The sequence below is a fragment of the Caulobacter sp. GW821-FHT11A05 genome (genome assembly GCF_058809015.1).
Genome location: NZ_JBXASF010000001.1, coordinates 155,080 through 173,827, shown reverse-complemented (window position 1 = coordinate 173,827; position 18,748 = coordinate 155,080). Strand labels below are relative to the sequence as shown.

Annotated in this window: 14 protein-coding genes; 6 read left to right on the top strand and 8 right to left on the bottom strand. The window is 68.8% G+C overall.

The window, feature by feature from the left end; all coding sequences use genetic code 11:
* Positions 1 to 26 precede the first annotated feature (26 nt).
* Both AC1RSK_RS00790 and AC1RSK_RS00785 read right to left on the bottom strand, forming a co-directional pair.
* Positions 27 to 350 (bottom strand): hypothetical protein, encoded by a 324-nt coding sequence (locus tag AC1RSK_RS00790; RefSeq protein ID WP_492904636.1) that lies wholly within the window; start codon positions 348 to 350, stop codon positions 27 to 29.
* Positions 351 to 443: 93 nt separating this feature from the next.
* Positions 444 to 1,499: a phosphotransferase gene (locus AC1RSK_RS00785; RefSeq protein ID WP_492904634.1), complete on the bottom strand. Its 1,056-nt coding sequence runs from the start codon at positions 1,497 to 1,499 to the stop codon at positions 444 to 446.
* Between the two features lie 92 nt (positions 1,500 to 1,591).
* Between AC1RSK_RS00785 and AC1RSK_RS00780 the strand changes: the two genes are divergently transcribed.
* The gene (locus AC1RSK_RS00780) at positions 1,592 to 2,383 is read left to right on the top strand and encodes an enoyl-CoA hydratase/isomerase family protein (protein ID WP_492904632.1); all 792 of its coding nucleotides are present in this window, start codon (positions 1,592 to 1,594) and stop codon (positions 2,381 to 2,383) included.
* Positions 2,384 to 2,420: 37 nt separating this feature from the next.
* Positions 2,421 to 3,134: a dienelactone hydrolase family protein gene (locus AC1RSK_RS00775; RefSeq protein WP_492904631.1), complete on the top strand. Its 714-nt coding sequence runs from the start codon at positions 2,421 to 2,423 to the stop codon at positions 3,132 to 3,134.
* 104 nt (positions 3,135 to 3,238) lie between these two features.
* Here AC1RSK_RS00775 and AC1RSK_RS00770 read toward each other — a convergent pair whose 3' ends face one another.
* Both AC1RSK_RS00770 and queC read right to left on the bottom strand, forming a co-directional pair.
* Positions 3,239 to 4,504, bottom strand: coding sequence for a M64 family metallopeptidase (locus AC1RSK_RS00770; RefSeq protein WP_492904629.1), 1,266 nt, complete (start codon positions 4,502 to 4,504; stop codon positions 3,239 to 3,241).
* A gap of 105 nt (positions 4,505 to 4,609) precedes the next feature.
* Positions 4,610 to 5,308 carry a 7-cyano-7-deazaguanine synthase QueC gene (queC, locus tag AC1RSK_RS00765; RefSeq protein ID WP_492904628.1) on the bottom strand — a complete coding sequence of 233 codons (699 nt, stop codon included), beginning with the start codon at positions 5,306 to 5,308 and terminating at the stop codon, positions 4,610 to 4,612.
* A 206-nt stretch (positions 5,309 to 5,514) separates the two neighbouring features.
* Between queC and AC1RSK_RS00760 the strand changes: the two genes are divergently transcribed.
* From AC1RSK_RS00760 to AC1RSK_RS00745, 4 genes are read left to right on the top strand one after another with little or no spacing between them, the layout of a single operon-like run.
* Complete coding sequence (locus AC1RSK_RS00760; RefSeq protein WP_492904626.1) at positions 5,515 to 7,101, top strand: AMP-binding protein; 1,587 nt, start codon at positions 5,515 to 5,517, stop codon at positions 7,099 to 7,101.
* Entirely contained in the window at positions 7,098 to 8,414 is a 1,317-nt protein-coding gene (locus AC1RSK_RS00755) for an MFS transporter (RefSeq protein WP_492904624.1), read from the top strand. The genes AC1RSK_RS00760 and AC1RSK_RS00755 overlap by 4 nt, the downstream gene beginning before the upstream one ends.
* A complete protein-coding gene (locus tag AC1RSK_RS00750) occupies positions 8,411 to 9,049 on the top strand; it encodes a GNAT family N-acetyltransferase (protein ID WP_492904623.1) in 639 nt (212 codons plus the stop codon). The genes AC1RSK_RS00755 and AC1RSK_RS00750 overlap by 4 nt, the downstream gene beginning before the upstream one ends.
* Positions 9,050 to 9,060: 11 nt before the next feature.
* Positions 9,061 to 10,491, top strand: coding sequence for an aldehyde dehydrogenase family protein (locus AC1RSK_RS00745; protein WP_492904621.1), 1,431 nt, complete (start codon positions 9,061 to 9,063; stop codon positions 10,489 to 10,491).
* 66 nt (positions 10,492 to 10,557) lie between these two features.
* On the opposite strand, the gene AC1RSK_RS00740 is transcribed toward AC1RSK_RS00745, so the two are convergent.
* From AC1RSK_RS00740 to AC1RSK_RS00725, 4 genes are all read right to left on the bottom strand, one after another.
* Entirely contained in the window at positions 10,558 to 11,922 is a 1,365-nt protein-coding gene (locus AC1RSK_RS00740; RefSeq protein WP_492904620.1) for a PepSY-associated TM helix domain-containing protein, read from the bottom strand.
* 4 nt (positions 11,923 to 11,926) lie between these two features.
* On the bottom strand, positions 11,927 to 14,008 hold the full coding sequence (locus tag AC1RSK_RS00735; protein ID WP_492904618.1) for a TonB-dependent siderophore receptor: 2,082 nt from the start codon (positions 14,006 to 14,008) through the stop codon (positions 11,927 to 11,929).
* 197 nt (positions 14,009 to 14,205) lie between these two features.
* A complete protein-coding gene (locus AC1RSK_RS00730; protein ID WP_492904616.1) occupies positions 14,206 to 16,542 on the bottom strand; it encodes a TonB-dependent receptor in 2,337 nt (778 codons plus the stop codon).
* Between the two features lie 133 nt (positions 16,543 to 16,675).
* Entirely contained in the window at positions 16,676 to 18,688 is a 2,013-nt protein-coding gene (locus tag AC1RSK_RS00725; protein WP_492904614.1) for a tetratricopeptide repeat-containing sulfotransferase family protein, read from the bottom strand.
* Positions 18,689 to 18,748: the final 60 nt, after the last annotated feature.

Genomic DNA, 18,748 nt, shown 5'->3' with positions numbered 1-18,748 from the left:
AAATATCGCCCGGGGGAAAACCCGCCCTAGTTGGCGGGCGGGGCGACCTTGGCGAGATCCACGTCGATCGCCGCCAGCAGGGCGTCGGGCAGACGGTCGGGAGCGTAGGGCTGGATAGCCTTCAGGGTCAGGCCCAGCACCGGCTCGACTTCCGGGTTGGTGCTGATGCCCGGCAGGTGCTTTTCGAGCACGGCCTTGGTCTCGGGGTTCTTGATCAGGTCGCCGAGCGGCGTGGTCGTCGAGGAATAGGCGGCCTTGGCGGCGGCGGGGGCCGGGGCGTCCTGCGCCAGGGCGGCGGCGGGAACGGCGGCGGTCGCGAGCAGGGCGAGCGCGAGGGCGAGCGATTTCATAGAGGGATCCCCAATGGTGATGCGGCGAAGGCTCTGCGGCCTTGCGGGCCGCACACTGCGATATGGCGCAAGGGCTGCCAAATGAATTTCTGCTCAGGCCCGGCCCTCGAGGATGGCCAGCGCCTGGGCCGCCAGCACCGGCGTCCCATTCTCCGCGGCCCGTTCGCTGGCCGCCTGGCCGGAGAGGACGCGGGCGTAGACGCCCTGGCTGATCGAGGCCAGGCGGAAGATGCCGAAGGCCATGTAGAAGGGCCAGTCGTCGACCGCCGGCCGGCCGACCCGGCGCAGGTAGGCGGCGACGTACTCGGCCTCGCTCGGGATGCCGCTGGCGGCGAAGTCGACCCCGACCAGGCTTCCCCAGCCCTGCGAGGTCGAGCGCCAGAGGAAGGCGTTGTAGGCGATGTCGGCCAGGGGGTGGCCGATGGTCGACAGCTCCCAGTCGAGGACGGCGATCAGCTTCGGCTCGGTCGGGTGGAACATGACGTTCTCCAGCCGGTAGTCGCCGTGGGCGATGGAGACGCTGTCGTCGGCCGGGATGCGGGCCGGCAGGGCCTCGATCAGGGCCTCCATCTCGGGGATCAGTTCCGTCTCGGCGCCCCGGTACTGCTTGGTCCAGCGGCCGACCTGGCGCTCGAAATAGCCGCCGGCGCGGCCGAAGTCGGTCAGGCCGGCGGCGGCGATGTCGACCTGGTGCAGCCGGGCCAGCGTGGCGTTCAGCTCGTCGTAGATCGCGGCGCGGTCGGCCGGCGCAACGCCCGGCAGGGCAGCGTCGCGGAAGATGCGGCCTTCCAGATAGTCCATGACGTAGAAGCTGGTGCCGATGACGCGCTCGTCGGTGCAGAGGGCGCGCATCTTCGGCACGGGGACGAGGCCGTCGAGGGCCTTCATCACCCGGTACTCGCGGTCGACCTGGTGGGCGCTGGCCAGCAGCACACCCGGCGGCTTCTTGCGCAGGACGTAGAGGCGCGGCCCCCCTGGGCCCTGGGTGGTCAACAGGAAGGTCGGGTTGGAGGCGCCGCCCTGGAACTGCTGGACGGTCATGCCGACCCCGAAATCCTCGACCTCGCGGGTCAGCCAGGCCTCGAGCGGGGCGGGGTCGAACCAGTGGGCGGGAACGACGTCGCGAACTTGCGGCGAGACAATGGTCATGGCGGCGATTCCTCTTGCGCGAACAAGATGCTCGCTTTCCCCATGGGCGCCTCAAGGATTGTCTTGCCGACAGCGATGGCGGGAGCCCGACGATGGCCGAAGAGAGCGTGACCTACGAGGTCGAAGACCACGTCGCGGTCATCACCCTGAACCGCCCCGAACAGCGCAACGCCCTCAACTGGGACGCCTACGCCCGGCTGGAGGCGGCGCTTCGCAAGGCCGTGACCGATCCCGAGGCCCGCTGCGTCATCGTCACCGGCGCCGACCCGGCCTTCTGCTCCGGCGACGACGTGCGCGAGATCATGGCAGGGCCAAAAGCGGTGTCGGCCGACACCGCGCCGGTGGTGCGGCACAGGCCGACGCCGGCGGCGATGGCGGCGCTGGAGTGCGATAAGCCGCTGATCGCGGCGGTCAACGGGGCGGCGGTCGGCTGGGGCATGGAGCTGGCCCTCTACGCCGACATCCGCATCGCCTCGGAGAAGGCCAGGTTCGCCGAGCTGTTCATCAAGCGGGGCCTGGTCTGCGACGTCGGCGGCTTCTACCGCCTGCCGGCCATCGTCGGCCCGGCGAAGGCGGCGGAGCTGTTGTTCACCGGCGACATCATCGACGCCGCCGAAGCCCTGCGCATAGGCCTGGTCAGCGAGGTGACGCCGCACGAGGCGCTGATGGACCGCGCCCGCGCCCTGGCCGGCCGCATCGCGGTCAATCCGCCCCTGGCCCTGCGCTACATGAAGGAGGGGCTGCGGCGCGGGACCTACGGCGATCCCCGCGAACTGGGTAGCTGGGCCATCGAGACCATCCGGGCGCTGATGAAGACCGACGACCACAGGGAGGGGGTGGCCAGCTTCCTCGAGAAGCGGCCGCCGGTGTTCAAGGGGACTTGAGCCGGTAGACTGCAGGAAAACATCAGGGAGACGGGCGATGGACGGGATAGCGACACCTTACGAGGCCGATGGTGCGGCGATGATCGGGCGACTGTTCGTCCCGGCCGGCGAGGGACCGGCCCCGGCCGTGCTGGTCGCCCATGAGTCCCCCGGCATCACCGGCCATACGCTGGACGCGGCCCGGCGGCTGGCGGCGCGCGGCTGCCTGGCCCTGGCGGTCGACTACCAGGGCGGCGGCCAGGTGGTGACCGACCGGGCCGAGATGATGCGGCGCTACGAGCGGTTCATGAGCGACCCGGCCTTCATACGGGCGCGTATGGGCGCGGCGCTGGCGGCTTTGAAGGCCCATCCCCGCGCCGACGGCTCACGCCTCGCCGCCATCGGCTTCTGCTACGGCGGCACGGCGGCGCTGGAACTGGCCCGCGGCGGCGCGGACCTGAAGTGCGCGGTCGCCTTCCACGCCGGCCTCACCACCGCCCGACCTCAGGACGCCGCCAACATCAAGGGCAAGGTCCTGGCCTGTATCGGGGCCGACGACCCGGTCGTCCCGGCCGACCAGCGGACCGCCTTCGAGGCGGAGATGCGGGCCGGCGGCGTCGACTGGCGCCTCAACCTCTACGGCGGCACGGGCCACAGCTTCACCAACCCCGAGGCCGATGGCTGGGGCATGCCGGGATTCAGCTTCCACAAAGCCAGCAACGCCCGCGCCTGGCGGGCGCTGGACGACCTGTTCGACGAGGTCGGTCTCTAGAGCAGGGCGCGATTTGATGGAATCAAATCGCTTGCTCTAGCTTTTTCGTTGGCGCGCGTTTGATCCGATAACCGGTTCCCACTTATCGGAACGCGCTCTAGACCTCAGCTGTAGGTCTTCAGCTTACGGACGATCTCAGCCTGGCAAACCGGACAGAAGGGCTGCAGCACATTGCGCATCTTGCAGTCGGCCGTCGGCCGATAGACGCCGCAGTGGCGATACTTGGCGCCCTCGAAGACACCGACGCCCGCCGGCCCTGCGACCAGGTGGGGCTGGCCGCAGTCGGGATTGCGCACCGTGGGCACCGGCAGGCCCGCCGTCAGATGCGCCCGCCATTTCAGGCGGTCGATATCCAGCGGACCCCATTTGCTGGATGAGGCGTTGGGCTTGCGCGTGACGTTCGGTTCGGCCGGCGCGCCGTTGCTGCTGCCCGCGTACGAATATTCGTCGGCCAGGTCGAAGAGGGTGTGACCCAGCTCGTGCAGGGCGATGTGGCTGGCGTTCTTGTCCCGCGAGAACACCGCCACCGCGCCGCCGGAGCCGCCGTATGCGGTCGTGTTGACCACCACCAGGGTGACGAAGGCGCTGGTACCGGCGGCCCGGCGGGCCTCGGCCAGGGCCCGGGTCTGGTTGACGGTGATCAGCCGGCGCAGGTTGCCTCTTCCGATCGCGCCGTCCAGCCAGGTCTTGACCGCGATGTGGTTGTCGGGGTCGTCGACGCCGCTTTGGGCCGAAATACTGTCGACCCGCACGGCCGACAGGGCGCCCATCATCCCCGGGAACGGCGGGGTGTCGCGCAGCAGGGCGATGAAGTCGTCGACCACCGTCGCGTACTGGGGAAGCTCTTCGGCCCGGAACCCCTCGGCCAGAAAGACCAGCTTGAGCGCCTTGGCCGTCGCGCCGTTGAACAGAGTGACGGTGTTGAACGCCGACGCCGGCGACGGTTTGGCCAACGCCTTGAGTTTCGTTCCGGTGGCGGCCTTCGGCGAGAACCGGCCGAGTTCCTTCCAGGGCTTGCTCTTGGCCAGGCCCTTCAGCTGTCCTCCGCCCCGCGGCTGCGGACCATGGAAGACCACCTCGCGGCCATCATCGGCCCAGGGCACATCGATCACCGCCAGCCGACCGGCCGACGGCTCCTGGGTGATGCGGCCGTCGGGATGGAAGACCTCCTGGCCGATGGCCGGATCCGGCAGGCGGCGGGCGAAGCGGGACGCGGCGCCTTCGAGGGTCAGCCAGTGGGCGTCGGTGTCGTCTCGCGGGCGGGTGTCGCTTGCCACCGGCGTCATGCCGAGGAGCTGGTGGTCGATGACCTTGGCCTTCCTGTCATCGTAGAGGATCGTCAGTCGAAGGGTCTTGCGTCGCCCGGCCATAGGTCTACCCCGCAGTGACGGCCGTCGCGCAGACGGCCCGGATCACGTTTGCGCACGGCCGAGTTGTATCGCGAAACTTCTACTTTGGCGATTGCGCGGTGGGGCCTACCGCCCTTCCATCCACTTGCGATACCCCGCGATGCGCAGCTCACAGGCCGGGCAGGTTCCGCAGCCGTAGCCCCAGAGATGGCGGTGGCTGCGGTCGCCGAGGTAGCAGGTGTGGGTGTCGTCGATGATCAGCTCGACCAATTGCGGGCCGCCGAGCTCCTCGGCCATGGCCCAGGTGGCGGCCTTGTCGATCCACATCAGCGGGGTGTCGACGACGAAGCGACTCTCCATCCCCAGGTTCACCGCTACCTGCAGGGCCTTGATGGTGTCGTCGCGGCAGTCGGGATAGCCGGAATAGTCGGTCTCGCAGACGCCGGTGACCAGGTGCTTGATCCCCCGGCGGTAGGCGACGGCGGCGGCGTAGGTCAGGAACAGCAGGTTGCGGCCGGGCACGAAGGTGTTGGGCAGGCCCGAGGCGTCGACGGCGATCTCCACCTCCTCGGTCATGGCGGTGTCGCTGATGGCGCCCAGGGCGGTGAGGTCGAGCAGGTGGTCGCGGCCCAGCCGGGTGATGGCCGGCTCGTAGACGGTCGCCAGTTTGGTCAGGAAGGTCTGGCGCACCTCCAGCTCGACGTGGTGGCGCTGGCCGTAGTCGAAGCCGATGGTCTCGACGCGGTCGAAACGAGCCAGGGCCCAGGCCAGGCAGACGGCGCTGTCCTGGCCGCCGGAAAAGAGGACGAGGGCGCTTTCGGTCATGGTCCACCATAGCCGATTTCAGCCCCTCGGCTAAAGGGCGAGGCGGTGAGGAGTCTTGCTTTCATGATCCTCTCCGAGGGCTACCGGAGCCTTAAGACCGTCGCGGCCGATCTTCGGCGCCGAGGCGATTGCGAAACCCTGTTCGAATGGCCCAGACTTGCGGCGGGGCAGGATCGCGGCACAGCGGCCGCCCCGGGGAGAGCGTGATGGAGTTTGCCGATATCGACCCTGGGCTGGTCGAGCGCCTGGACCTGGCCGCGCTGCAGGGCATGCAGCTGGCCGTCTGGGCCGACCTGCAGCCGGACGCCGTCTGCGTCGTCGACCCGGACGGGACGACGCACAGCTTCGCCGCCGTCAACGCCAACGCCAATCGCCTGGTCCGCCTGTTGCGGGCCCGGGGCCTGGGGGCCGGCGACAGTGTCGCCCTGATCTGCTCCAACCGGGTCGAGTTCGTCGAGGTGCTGGCCGCCACGCTGCGCTGTGGGATGCGGCTGACGCCGGTCAACTGGCATCTGTCGGCCGAAGAGGTCGCCTACATCGTGCGCGACTGCGAGGCCTGGGCGGTGATCGCCGAGGCGCGGGTGGCGACGGTCGGCGAGGCTGTCGCCCAATGCCCGGACGTCGCCCTGAAGCTGGCGGTCGGCGGCGAGATCGACGGGTTCGAGTCCTACGCCGGCGCCATCGGCCCGTTCGACGGCGCCGACATCGCCGACCCGGTGCTGGGCAACGGCATGATGTACACCTCGGGCACCACCGGCCGGCCCAAGGGGGTGCACAGGCCGGCGCCGGTGGTGACGCCCTATGTCACCTACCAGATGCGCGGCTACGTCCCTGGCGTGTCCGTGCAGATGTGCGCCGGGCCGGCCTATCATGCCGCCCCGCTGGCCTTCGACGTGCGGGCGGCGATGGCTGGCGGCGCGGCCCTGGTGTTCATCGACCGCTGGGACTCCGAGCAGGTTCTTCGCACCATCGCCGAGCGGCGGGTGACCCACTTCCACCTGGTGCCGATCATGTTCCAGCGGCTGCTGGCGCTGCCGGACGCCGTGAAAGCCCGTTACCCCATCGACCACGTGCGGTTCATCATCCACGGCGCCGCGCCCTGCCCGCCCGAGGTCAAGCGGGCGATGATCGACTGGTTCGGGCCGGTGCTGACCGAATACTACGCCGGCTCCGAGGGCGGGGCCGGCTTCCTGATCGACAGCGACGAATGGCTGAGGAAGCCCGGCAGCGTCGGCAAGCGGCCGGCGCTGCTGGCGGTGCGCATCCTGGACGAGGCGGGCAATGACCTGCCCAACGGCCAGGCCGGAGCCATCTACCAGCAGATGCCGCCCGGCGGCGGCTTCACCTATTTCAAGGACGAGACCAAGACGGCGGCCTCGCGGGTCGGCGACTTCTTCACCATGGGCGACGTCGGCTATTTCGATGAGGATGACTACCTGTTCCTCACCGGCCGCAACGCCGAGACCATCATCTCCGGCGGGGTGAACATCTATCCGCAGGAGATCGACAACGAGTTGGTCAAGCACGCTGCCGTGGCCGACTCGGCGACCATCGGCGCGCCGCACGAGGAATGGGGCGAACAGGTCAAGGCGGTCATCCTGCTCAACCCCGGCCATGAGCCCAGCGACGCCCTGGCCGACGAGATCCTGGCCTTCGCCCGCGCCAACCTGCCTGGGTTCAAGGTGCCCCGCAGCCTGGACTTCGTGACCGATCTGCCCCGTTCTGAAGCCGGCAAGATTCAGCGCAACAAGGTCCGCGCCCCCTACTGGGAAGGCCGGGCGCGGCAGATATGATCGACCCCCTGGACGGAGACGTGGAGCCGGTGACGGCAGCTGATGACCTCGCCGAGCGCGAGGCCGCCTACCATGGCTTCGTTCAGGACAATCTCCGGCGCAACTACATCGGCAACTTCGTGCACGGCATGCTGGGCATGACCGGCTTTCGGCTGATCAACGCCCCGACCTTCATGCCGGCCTATCTGCACCTGATCAGCGGCTCCAACACCATCGTCGGCCTCGGCCTGGCGCTGCAGCAGGTGGGCGGCATCATCTCGCCGCTGGTGGCCGGGGCGAAGATGGAGCACCGGCCCAGGATCATGCCCTCGGCCATCGTGCTGGGCAGCCTGGGGCGCCTGGCCATCCTCGGCATGGCCCTGGCCGGCTGGTTCCTCAAGGACGCGGCCCTGGTCGTCACCCTCCTGATGTTCCTGTTCCTGTTCGGGGTGTTCATGGGGGCCCAGCGGGTGGCCTTCACCCTGCTGATGTCGAAGGTCATTCCCCTGCGTCTGCGCGGACGGCTGCAGGCCTGGCGCAACGCCGTCGGCGGGCTGGTCGCGGCGGTACTGGCCTATGCGTCGGGCAAGTTCCTCATCGAGGCCAATGTTCTCAATAACGGCTATTCGACCACCTTCATCCTGGCCTTCCTGCTGACCAGCGCCGGCCTGTGGTTCCTGCAGCAGCAGATCCGCGAGCCGACGCCGCCGACCATCCGCACACAGGCCCGCCTGCGCGACCGCATGAAGGACATCCCCGGGCTGATCGCCGCCGACCCGGCCTACCGCTGGTTCCTGGTGGTGCAGATGCTGGCCACCTCGGCCCGGATCGCCACACCCTTCTACATCCTGCATGTCGGGGTCACGATGCACCTGGACGGCGCCACCCTGGGCCTGCTGTCGCTGGCCTTCCTCGGGGCCGACACGGTCAGCAACATCGTCTGGGGCTATCTCGGCGACCGGTCGGGGTTCCGCGTCGTGCTGCTGCTGGCGATCGCCGGCTGGATCGCCGCGACGGTGGCGCTGATGACCCTCAGCACGCCGATCGCGGTCTTCTTCGCCTTCTTCGGCCTCGGCGCCGCCCAGGCCGGCTACATGATGGCCTCCCAGACCATGATCCTCGAATTTGGCCATCGGGACGACCTGCCGATGCGGATCGGCATCTCGGCGACGGCCGAAGGGGTCACCGCGACGCTTGGTCCGCTGATCGGCGGCGCCGTCGCCGACGTTCTGGGCTATAGTGTCGTCTTCGGCGCCTCCCTGGGTCTACTCGCCGCGGCCCTGCTTACGCTGGTCATCGCCGTCCACGATCCGCGCCGGAAGACCAAGCCATGAGCGCTCCCCCCGTCACCGTGCTGCAGGCCACGCCGGAGGAAGCCGCCGCCATCCGTCAGGCCGTGCGTACGGCCGACCCCGCCCTGATCGCGCCGACCGCCAAGGTCGCCGGCCCCGAGCACATCGCCGGCCTCGTCGAGCTGCTGTCCGACCCGCTGGTCTCGGGGCCCATCTACGACATCCCCCGGCCCATCGACGCCGGCCGCATCGGGGCCTGGGTGGCCCGGTCGCGACGGCTGCGAGAAGCTGGCGAGGCCCTGCTCACCGTCACCCTCGACGAGGCCGGCAGGGTCGCCGCCTATTCCCGTTTCACCGTCTGGCCCGAGCTGTCCTCGGCCGAACTGGCGGGGGCCCAACGGGCCGACCGGCAGAACAGCGGCCATGGCGCGGCCGGGGCGGCGCGGTCGTTCGGCTTCATGTTCGAGGTGCTGGGGGTGCGGCTGGTCGGGCTGACGGCGGCGCTGGACAACGTCCGCTCGGCCAAGGTCATCGAGGCGGCGGGGTTCAAACCGATGGGCGAGCGGCTGAGCCGGTTGCCGGACGGCGGGACCCGGCACTCGCTCTATTGGGAAATGACCCGTGAGGATTGGCTAACGCAACGGCGCCTGTTCACAGTGGCCGGCGACAAAACCTGAGGGAGAGCCCCATGCGGTTCGACGGCGACTACACCATGACCATCGGCGGCAAGGCCGTCACCGGCGCGGCCAGCTTCGATGTGCTCAACCCGGCCAACGAGCAGGTCATCGGCCAGGCTCCCGACTGCAGCCGCGAACAGTTGGACGAGGCGGTCGCCGCCGCCCGCAAGGCCTTCCCGGCCTGGGCCGCCACCCCGATCGCCAAACGCAAGGAGCTGTTGCTGGCCATGGCCGGCGCCATCGCCGCCAACGGCGAGGAGCTCAAGCGCCTCTTGACCCGCGAACAGGGCAAGCCGCACGGTGATGCCTTCGGCGACGTCATGGGCGGCGCCTACTGGCTGCAGGCCACCACCAGCCTCGACCTGCCGGTCACCGTCACCGAGGACACCGCCGAGCGCCGGGGCGAGACACGGCATGTGCCGATCGGCGTCGTCGGGGCCATCGCGCCCTGGAACTTCCCGGTCGTGCTGGCGATGTTCAAGCTGGCCCCGGCCCTGCTGGCCGGCAACACGGTGGTGCTGAAGCCTTCGCCGTTCACGCCGCTGACCACGCTGAAGATCGGCGAGCTCATGCGCGAGGTGCTGCCGCCCGGCGTGCTCAACATCGTCACCGGCGGCGACGCGCTCGGCCCCTGGATGACCAGCCACCCGGGCATCGACAAGGTCAGCTTCACCGGCTCGACCCAGACCGGCCGCAAGGTGATGGAAAGCGCCGCCGCGACCCTCAAGCGCGTGACCCTGGAGCTGGGCGGCAATGACGCCGCCATCGTCATGCCCGACGTCGATGTGGCGGCGGTGGCCGAGCAGCTGTTCTGGGCCGCCTTCCGCAACACCGGCCAGGTCTGCATCGCCACCAAGCGGATGTACGTCCACAAGGACATCTATGAGCCGCTCACCGAGGCGTTGGTCGCCTACGCCGCGACGGTGAAGGTGGGCGATGGGGCCGAGCAGGGCGCCCAGCTGGGGCCGATCCAGAACAAGCTGCAGTACGCCCGGGTGCTGGATCTGATCGCCGACGCCAAGGCCAAGGGCTACAAGTTCCTGCTCGGCGGCGAGACCAGCACCGCGCCGGGCTACTTCATCCCGGTGACCATCATCGACAATCCGCCGGAGGATTCGCGGATCGTCCAGGAAGAGCAGTTCGGGCCGGTGCTGCCGCTGCTGAAATTCGACGACCTCGACGAGGTCATCGGCCGGGCCAACGCCAGCGACTACGGCCTGGGCGGTTCGGTCTGGTCGGCGGACGAGGACAAGGCGCTGGAGATCGCCTCGCGGCTGGCCACCGGCACGGTGTGGATCAACGAGAGCGCCTACCTCTCGCCCCTGGCGGCCTTCGGCGGCCACAAGCAGTCGGGCGTCGGCGTCGAGGGGGCGCTTGAGGGGCTGCTGGAATACACCAACGCCCAGACGGTGTTCGTGAAAAAGAAACAGGCGGCGGCCTGACCTCCCTCCCCGAATGGGGAGGGTAGGCGCGCGTTGCGCGCCGGGTGGGGAGGTCGGCCACTGAGCTCAAACGCCTGCTGATGGGGAAACTTCCACTCCCCCACCCGGCGCTTCGCGCCTGCCCTCCCCAATTCGGGGAGGGAGGTCGCGCCGCCGCGCCACCCGCGCCCGCCGCTTGCGCAGCCAGATGACCACGCCGGTGACGCTGAGCGCCGCCACCACCAGGCCGGTGATGGAGATCAGGATGCGTCCCGGCAAGCCGAGGATGCGGCCCGAATGCACCGGGAACTGGGCCTGGACAAAGATGTCGGCCGGGGTGCCGACCCAGGGCAACCGCTCGCCGGCCGGGGCGCCGGTCTGGCCGTCGTAATAGAGATAGGGCGGGCCGACGCCGGCCGCGCCGTGGTCGCCGCCGGCCTCGTGGAAGCCGACGCCGTAGACGCCATAGTCGGGGGCGTAGAACAGGGCGCCGACCGGGGTCTTCCAGCCGCGTTTGGCGGCCTCGGCCCGGCCTTCCGCCAGGATCTGCGCATAGCTTTTGGCCGGGACGATCGGGTGGTCGTAGGGGGCGGGCTTGCGCAGTTCGAAGGGGCCGGGGGTCGTCTGCGAAACCTTCGACAGCAGGGGATAGAAGACCTCGCTGTAGAGGTTGAGTGAGAAGGCGGTGAAGGCCACCGTGAACAGGACGCCCCACAGCCACAGGCCGAAGGCGCGGTGGATGTCGAAGTTGATGCGGTAGGCGCTGGCCCCGGTCTTGATCCGCCAGGCCGGCTTCCAGCGGGCCCAGAAGCCGGGACCGGAGGCTTTCAGGCCGGCCGGGCGCGTCTTGCGCGGCGGCAGGGTCAGGTAGAAGCCGACGAAGCAGTCGATCGTCCAGAGGATGGCGATCCCGCCCAGCAGCCACAGGCCCCAGCGGTCGATGCCCCAGAAGGCCGGGATGTGCAGGGTGTAGTGCAGCACATAGAGGAAGGAGACGAAGGTCTCGCTGGTGATCGGCCAGACCGCCCCCCAACTTCGCCGCCCCTGTTCGGCGCCGGTCGCGGGGTCGATGAAGACCTGGTTGTAGCCGGGCTCGAACCGCTTGCCGGTCGCCGGGTCGCGCCGGCCCTCGACGCCGATGGCCAGGGTGCGGCCGGGCTCGGCCGTGAGCGGCAGATAGGTGACCTGGACCCGCCGGTCGCGGGCCTCGATCTGTCTGGCGATGTCCAGGGCGGGCAACGCAGGCCCCTGGGAACGCGTGTACATCAAGTGCGGGTTGAGCAGGTCGTCCAGCTCATGGTCCCAGGAGATCACCGCCCCGGTGATCCCCGAGACGAACAGGAAGCCGGCGATGATGAGCCCCACCCATCGGTGGACGAAGGTCAGGATCGGCCGCAGCGACAGGGCGCTGGCGACCGACCGGACGGGGCTTGGTTTAACGCGGGCGTCCATCGGCTCAGAACCGGACGTCGAGCCGCAGCGAAACGTTGCGCGGCGCGGCGTAGTAGGACTGGTTCCACATGACGCTGGTCAGGTGTTCCTCGTCGGTGGCGTTGCGCAGGTTGACGGTGGCGCGCAGCCGGTCGGTGAGGTCGACGCCGGCCATCAGGTCGAGGGTGGCGTAGGCGTCCTGGGTGACCAGCACGATGTCCTGCACCGACACCTCGTCCTGCCAGCGCAGGGCCGCGCCGAGCGTCAGGTTGCGCCACTCAGGGATGGTGTAACGGGTCGTCGCCTTGAAGGTGCGGCGTGGCAGATAGAGGCGCGCAGCCTGGCCGGCGGCGTCCTCGATGGTGAGCTCGGTCCAGCCGGCGGTGACCGTCCACTGGTCGGTGAGGGCGCCGGACGCCTCCAGCTCGTAGCCGGTCACGGTGGTGTCGGTCCCGGCGTAGTAGCTCTGGCCGTTGGGGAAGGACCCGGCCCATTCGGCCAGGTCGGCCTGCTCGGAGCGGAACACCGCCGCCGTCACATAGAGGCGCCCCGCCAGCCACTCGCTCTTGACCCCGGCCTCGTAGGCCTTGCCGTGGGCGGGGGCCAGGGTCTGGTGGTTGATGTCGACCTCGGACTGCGGATTGAAGATGTCGGTGTAGCTGGCGTAGAGCGACAGGGTCGGGGTCAGGTCGTAGACGACGCCGAGATAGGGGCTGACCGCCTCCTCGTCGCGCCGGGTGTCGGCCCCGTAGGAGAAGCCCTTCGACTTCAGGGCCAGGGCGTTGAAGCCGACCACCGCCTTCAGTCTGTCGGTGACGTCCAGGTGGGCGGCGGCGTAGACGCGCGACAGCCGGTCGCTCTGGTCGGCGGCGAGGTAGGCGCCGGGATAGACCGGCTCGGCCACCTGCGCCTTGCCCCACTGATCGACGGCCGGGAAGACCAGGGTCCCGCCGTAGAAGTTCTCATGCTCGGTGCCCGTCGAGCGGGAGACCTGGCCGCCGACGACCAGCTGGTGGGTGCGGCCGAAGAGCTGGAAGGGGCCCGAGGCGTAGGCGTCGAGGATGTAACTTTCGTATTCCGACGGGTAGATGCCGCTCATCCCGAAGACGCCCAGGCCGGTGACCGGATCGGGATTGCCGTAGGCGTAGAGCAGCTGGGCCTGTTCCTCAAAGCGCTTGTAGGTGGCGATGGCCTTGAGCTGCCAGCCGTTGTCGAAGCGGTAGGCGACCTCGCCGAAGGCGGTCTGGTCCTTGACCTGCCAATAGGTCCAGTCGGCCGAGGTCGAGGCGCTGACCGGATAGTCGATCCGCGTACCGTCGGAATAGACCAGCGGCAGGGCGCCCCAGAGCACCCCGCGTGAGCGGTTGTCCTGCATCGAATAGCCGAAGGTGGCGGTCAGTTTCGGCGTCACCTCCCAGGCCAGCAGGGCGCCGTAGACGTTCCGGTTGACCCCGTAATAGTCGAGGTAGGAGTCGCGGTCCTCGTTGGCGTAGATCAGTCGGCCGGCCAGCGAGCCCGAGGCGTTCAGCGGCCCGGAGACATCGGCCTCCAGCCGCCAGGCGTCCCAGGAGCCGTATTGCAGGGCGGCCGAGGCCTGGAACTCGGCGGTCGGGCGCTTGCGGACATAGTTGATGGTCGCCGAGGGGTTGCCGGTGCCGGTCATCATGCTGTTGGCGCCGCGCACCGTCTCGACCCGCTCGAACAGCACCGTGTCGAGGTCGCCGAACTGGATGCCCCAGATCAGCGGTAGGCCGACGCCGTCGACCTGGAAGTTGGTGATGTCGAAGCCGCGCGAGTTGTAATAGGTCCGATCGGTTTCGACCTTCTCGACGTTGACGCCGGTGACCTGGTTCAAGAGGTCGTTGACGTTGGTCAGGCCGAAGTCGCGAATCTGCTCCTGGCCGACGATGGTCACCGATTGCGGCGTCTCGCGCAGGCTCATGTCCAGGCCGGTCACCGCCGAGGTGCGGACATGGCCGCCGGTGATGACGACGCTGTCGACCTCGGTCGAGGGCGCCTCCTCCTCCCCGGCCCAGGCGCCGCCGGCGGCGCAGATCACGGACAGGGACACACCGGCCAGCAACAGGGCGCGCGCGGAACAGGGCATGGAAAAGCTCTCTTAAGAATGCAACTGAGTCGCAATCTCGATAGAGACGCAGTCCGGAACTGTCAAACGCTCGTACGATTCCGCTCGCGAAAAAGCCGGCCGCCGGCGGCTCCGGCGCAAAACCAAAGGCGCAAAAGCAAACCCGGCCCCCGCGAGCGCGGGAGCCGGGCGAGCCGATCAACAGATCAGGCTGAGGCCTAGAACTTCCTGCCGACCTTCAGACCGATCGTCTGGGGCTGGTTGGTGGTCACATAGACCGCGCCGCCGCAGACCGCCTCGGCGCACTGTGTCGAGCGGGACAACATCGCGCGTTCATCGAACAGGTTGTTGATATAGACCTGCAGGTTCCAGTCGCCGGGCTTGAGGCCGATGGCGAAGTCGAAGGTCTGCCAGCCGTCCTGGTCGCCCAGGATGGCGCGCTCGGCGAGTCGCAGGTCGGAGTAGCTGCTCGACTGGCCGACCCAGCTGCCCTGCACGAAGCCGTCCATGTCGGCCAGGAGGAAGTCGTAGCGCAGGGTCAGGTTGGCCTTGAACTCAGGCGTCACCGGCAGCGCCGTGCCGGCCGGGGCCAGCGGCGCGGGACATTGGGTGATCGGGTTGCCCTGCGCGTCAGTGAAACCGCAGTAGTTGTCGGTGAGTTCGGCGTGGGTGTAGGTCCCGCCGCCCGACAGGGTCCAGTCGTCGTTCAGGCGCCAGACGATGTCGGTTTCGATCCCATAGATGTCGGCGTTGGCGGCGTTCTTGATCTCGGTCAGGCCGTTGGCCCCGAGGATGGAGAACTGGAAGTCCTCCCACTGCTCGTAGAAGATCGCGCCGTTCCAGCGCAGAGACCCGTTGGCCCAGGTCGTCTTCCAGCCGAGCTCGTAGTTGGTCAGGAAGTCGGAGATGTAGGGCGGCAGGCTGCCCCGGCGGTTGATGCCGCCCGGCCGGTAGCCGGTCGACCAGGTGCCGTAGATCATCCGGTCGCCGTCGATCTTCCAGGTCAGGTTCAGGCGGTGGGTGTAGCCGTCGTCCTTGGTCGACTTGGCGAGGTTCTTACAGGGCGCCTGGGGCGTGTCGGCGGGGCCGAAACAGGCCGCCTCGCCGTTGCCGCTATAGCCGGCCGAGAAGCCGAAGAAGCCCTCCAAACTGTTCTCCGCCTCGAAGGCGCGCAGGCCGCCGGTGACGGTCAGCGACGGGGTGATGTCCCAGCTGACCTCGCCAAACAGGGCCTTGTCGGTGTCTTCCCGCGTCTGGCTGGTCAGCCAGATGGTGCCCGGCAGGCCGGTGATCGACAGCGAAGTGGCGAGGCCGTCGATCTGGTAGTTCTGGAAGATGTTGTGGGTCTGGTCCTGGTAGAACAGGCCGGCGACGAAGCGGATCGGCTGCTCGGACGGCGAGGAAATCCGGAACTCGTGGGTCTGGCGCTTATAGTGGTCGGTGGCGTTGATGTACTGGGTCGGGTCGATCGGGTTGTTCAGGTTGTCGACCCAGAAGGCGCCGTAGCCGAACAGGGTGTCGTAGAAGAAGCTGTAGTCGCTGTAGTCGCTGGCCGTCTCGACGTCGCGCTTCAGGTAGCTGCCGGCGTAGACGACATCGAACATGCCGATCTTGCCCTCGACGGTCAGCGCCGCCTGGTACCATTCGTCGTTCGAGTATTCCGGCCGGTAGCGGGCCTGGGCCAGGTCGTCGATCTGGGGATTGAACGAGAAGTTGCCGTTGGCTTCCTGCCGCTGGGCCATCAGCTGCGGGGTGACCGTCCAGTCCTCGTTGAGGTCGATCTTCAGGGCCATGCGTGCCCCGACGGTGTCGACGTCGTTGTAGTCTTCCTCGGCGAACTGGTCGTTGTTGATGGTGCCGCCCCAGGTCGGGTAGGTGCGGGTCGAGGGGACGTTGTCGATGTAGCCGGCGTCGTGGACGTACCAGCCGACCAGGCGGGCGGCCATCTTGTCGCTGATCGGGATATTGACGTAGCCCTCGCCCGCATAGCCGATGTCGCCGTGCGCGACGGTGTTGACCTCGGCGTCGAAGGCGCCTTCGAAGACGCCGATCTCGGGCTTGTTGGTGATGATGCGGATGGTGCCGGCCTGCGAGCTGGCGCCGTACAGCGTGCCCTGCGGCCCGGCCAGGGCCTCGACCCGGGCGATGTCGTAGACGTGGACGTCGAGGGCGCCCTGGATGGTGGTGATCGGCTGTTCGTCCAGATAGATGCCGACGCTGGGCAGGGACCCGGAGTGGTTGCCGTCGCCGCCGCTGGCCACGCCGCGCATGTAGACGCTGCCAAAGCCCGGGCCGCTCGGCTGGGTCGAGACCGACGGCAGGAATTTCACGAAGTCGCCGAAGTCGCTGACCTGCAGCTCTTCCAGCTTCTGGCCGCCGAGCGCCTGGATGGAGACCGGCACGTCCTGCAGGTTCTCGTCGCGCTTCTGGGCGGTGATGATCACCTCTTCGACGGCGTTGCCGGCGGGGGCGTCCTGGGCGTAGGCGACGCTGGTCAGCATCGTCGTGCCCAACAGGGCCGTGGTCCAGATCGCCGTCCGCTTCTTGCCGCTCATGATGTTCCCCAGTCGACATAACGTCGTCACAGGAGGGTCATAATGGGTCGCCGATCCTGTCAAGGCGGCTTTGCCCGAAACGAGGCATTCGCGCGCCGGTTGCCGCCGACTGTGGCGGCGGAAGCGCAGGGGCTCAGGCCTCGTCCCAGGTTTGCAGCACCGGGCCGAGCGCGGCCTTCAGCGGGTCCAGCCACGGCTCGTACGCGCGCCATTGGTCGAGGCCGTCGGTGAAGATCGGCCGGCGGACCTGTTCTGAGCTGGCGGTGCGCACGGCGCGGTCGTTCTCGTGGAATTTCATGACGCCCGGTTCGAACTCGAGGCCGCAGTAGGTCAAGAGACCGCGCACCTCGCCTTCCGGATCGGCGATCAGGCGCTCGTAGAGGGTGCGGTGGACGGCGCCGGGCTGGACAGCGTCGAAATGGGCCATCAGCGCCACATAGTCGGCGTAGTAGCGGCCCAGGTCGGTGAGGTCGTAGCTGAAGCCCTGGCCGCGGGCGAAGTGCTGCTTGAAGGCCGAGAAGCAGCAGCCGAGCGGGTGGCGGCGGGCGTCGATGATCTTCGCGTTCGGCAGGATCATTCGGATCAGGCCGACGTGGGCGAAGTTGTTGGGCATCTTGTCGATGAAGAAAGGACGGCTCGTCTTCCTCTGCACGCGGGTGCGGTCCAGGTACTCCTCGCCCAGCAGGCGGGCCTCCTCGGCGGTGAGGCCGGTGAGCATCTCGGGATAGGAGCCGTCGCTTTCCCGGCGGTGGCGGCCGCCCAGGCGCCGGGCCATGGCGATGATGTCGGGCAGCTCCATGGTGCCCTCGACGGCCGAATGGCTGGCCAGGATCTGTTCGATCAGGGTCGAGCCGGCGCGGGGCAGGCCGACGATGAAGATCGGGTCCGGGGCCGGGCAGCCCCAGCCCTGGCGCATGGCGAAGAAGTCCGGCGTGAACACCGCCCGCGAGCGGCGGACGTGGGCGGTGGCGTAGGCAGCCTCGTAGTCGATGCCGGCCCGGCGCAGGGCGGCGCCGGCGGCGTACTGCTCGAAGGACGCGGCGGCGTCGCCGGCGTCCTCAAGCGCCTTGCCCAGCGCATATTGCAGGTGGAAGCGGTCCTCGTCCGAGATGTCGTCGCGGGCCAGCTGGGCGCGCATGGCGGCGACATCGTCACTTGAGAACTTCACCGTCTTGAGATTGGCCAGACTCCACCAGGCCTCGCCGAACTGGGGGGCCAGCTCCAGGGTCTTGCGATAGGCGGCGACGCTGTCGGCCTGGCGGCCGACAGTCTTGTAACAATGGCCGACGCTCATCCAGCCCTTGGGCTGGTTCGGGTGCTCGGCCAGCACGCCTTCGTAGAGGGCGATGGCCCCGTCGTAGTCGCCCAGGCGCCCGAGCACGGCTGCCTTGAGGTTGCGGTAGCCGGCGTGGCGCGGGTTGGCGGCCAGCAGGGGGCCCAGTTCAGCCAGGGCCTCCTCGGCGCGGGTCAGGCGATAGAGGACGGTGGCGTGGTTGTAGCGGGCCTCGGCGAAGCCCGGCGCCAGCACCAGGCAGCGTTCGAGCAGGCCTTGGGCGTCCTCGTTACGGCCCAGCCGGGCGGCGACCTCGGCCAGCATGCGGATGGCGGCGACATGGGTCGGATGCCGCGACAGGTAGGGCTTCAGCAGCCGTTCGGCGTTCGGCAGATCATTGGCGACCAGAGCGCCGGCGGCCCGCATCAGCTCGGGATCGGAGACCGAGGCGCGAATCTGCTCGGCCCGGGCCCGCGCCGCGCCGGCCTCGTCGCCGACCAGCAGCAGCTGGTCGGTGAGGGCGTCCCAGCCGGCCGACAGCCGGCCGTCGAGGGTCACCGCCCGGCTCAGGGCGGCAATGGCGGCGCGGCCGATGCCGAGGTCGGCGAAGGAAAGGCCGGCCTCCAGGTGCACCGGCGGCCAGTTGGGATTGGCCCGGATCACCGGCTCCAGCAGCTCCAGCCCCTGCTCGGCCCGCCCCTGGCGACGCAGGGCGGTGGCGAGCAGCAGCAGCGCCTCGGGATGGCCAGGCATGGCGGCGAGAATCTCCCTCGCCTGAGCCTCGGCCAGGACCGGGTCCTGGCCAAGCAGCCGGCGGCCGTGGGTCAGGGCGGTGGCCAGGGTGGCGGTGGTGGCGGCCGTGTCGTCAGTCATCGGCGGCTAGCGGTGCACAGGTTCGGGCGGGTTGGCTAGACCCTTCCCCGGTAGAAGAGG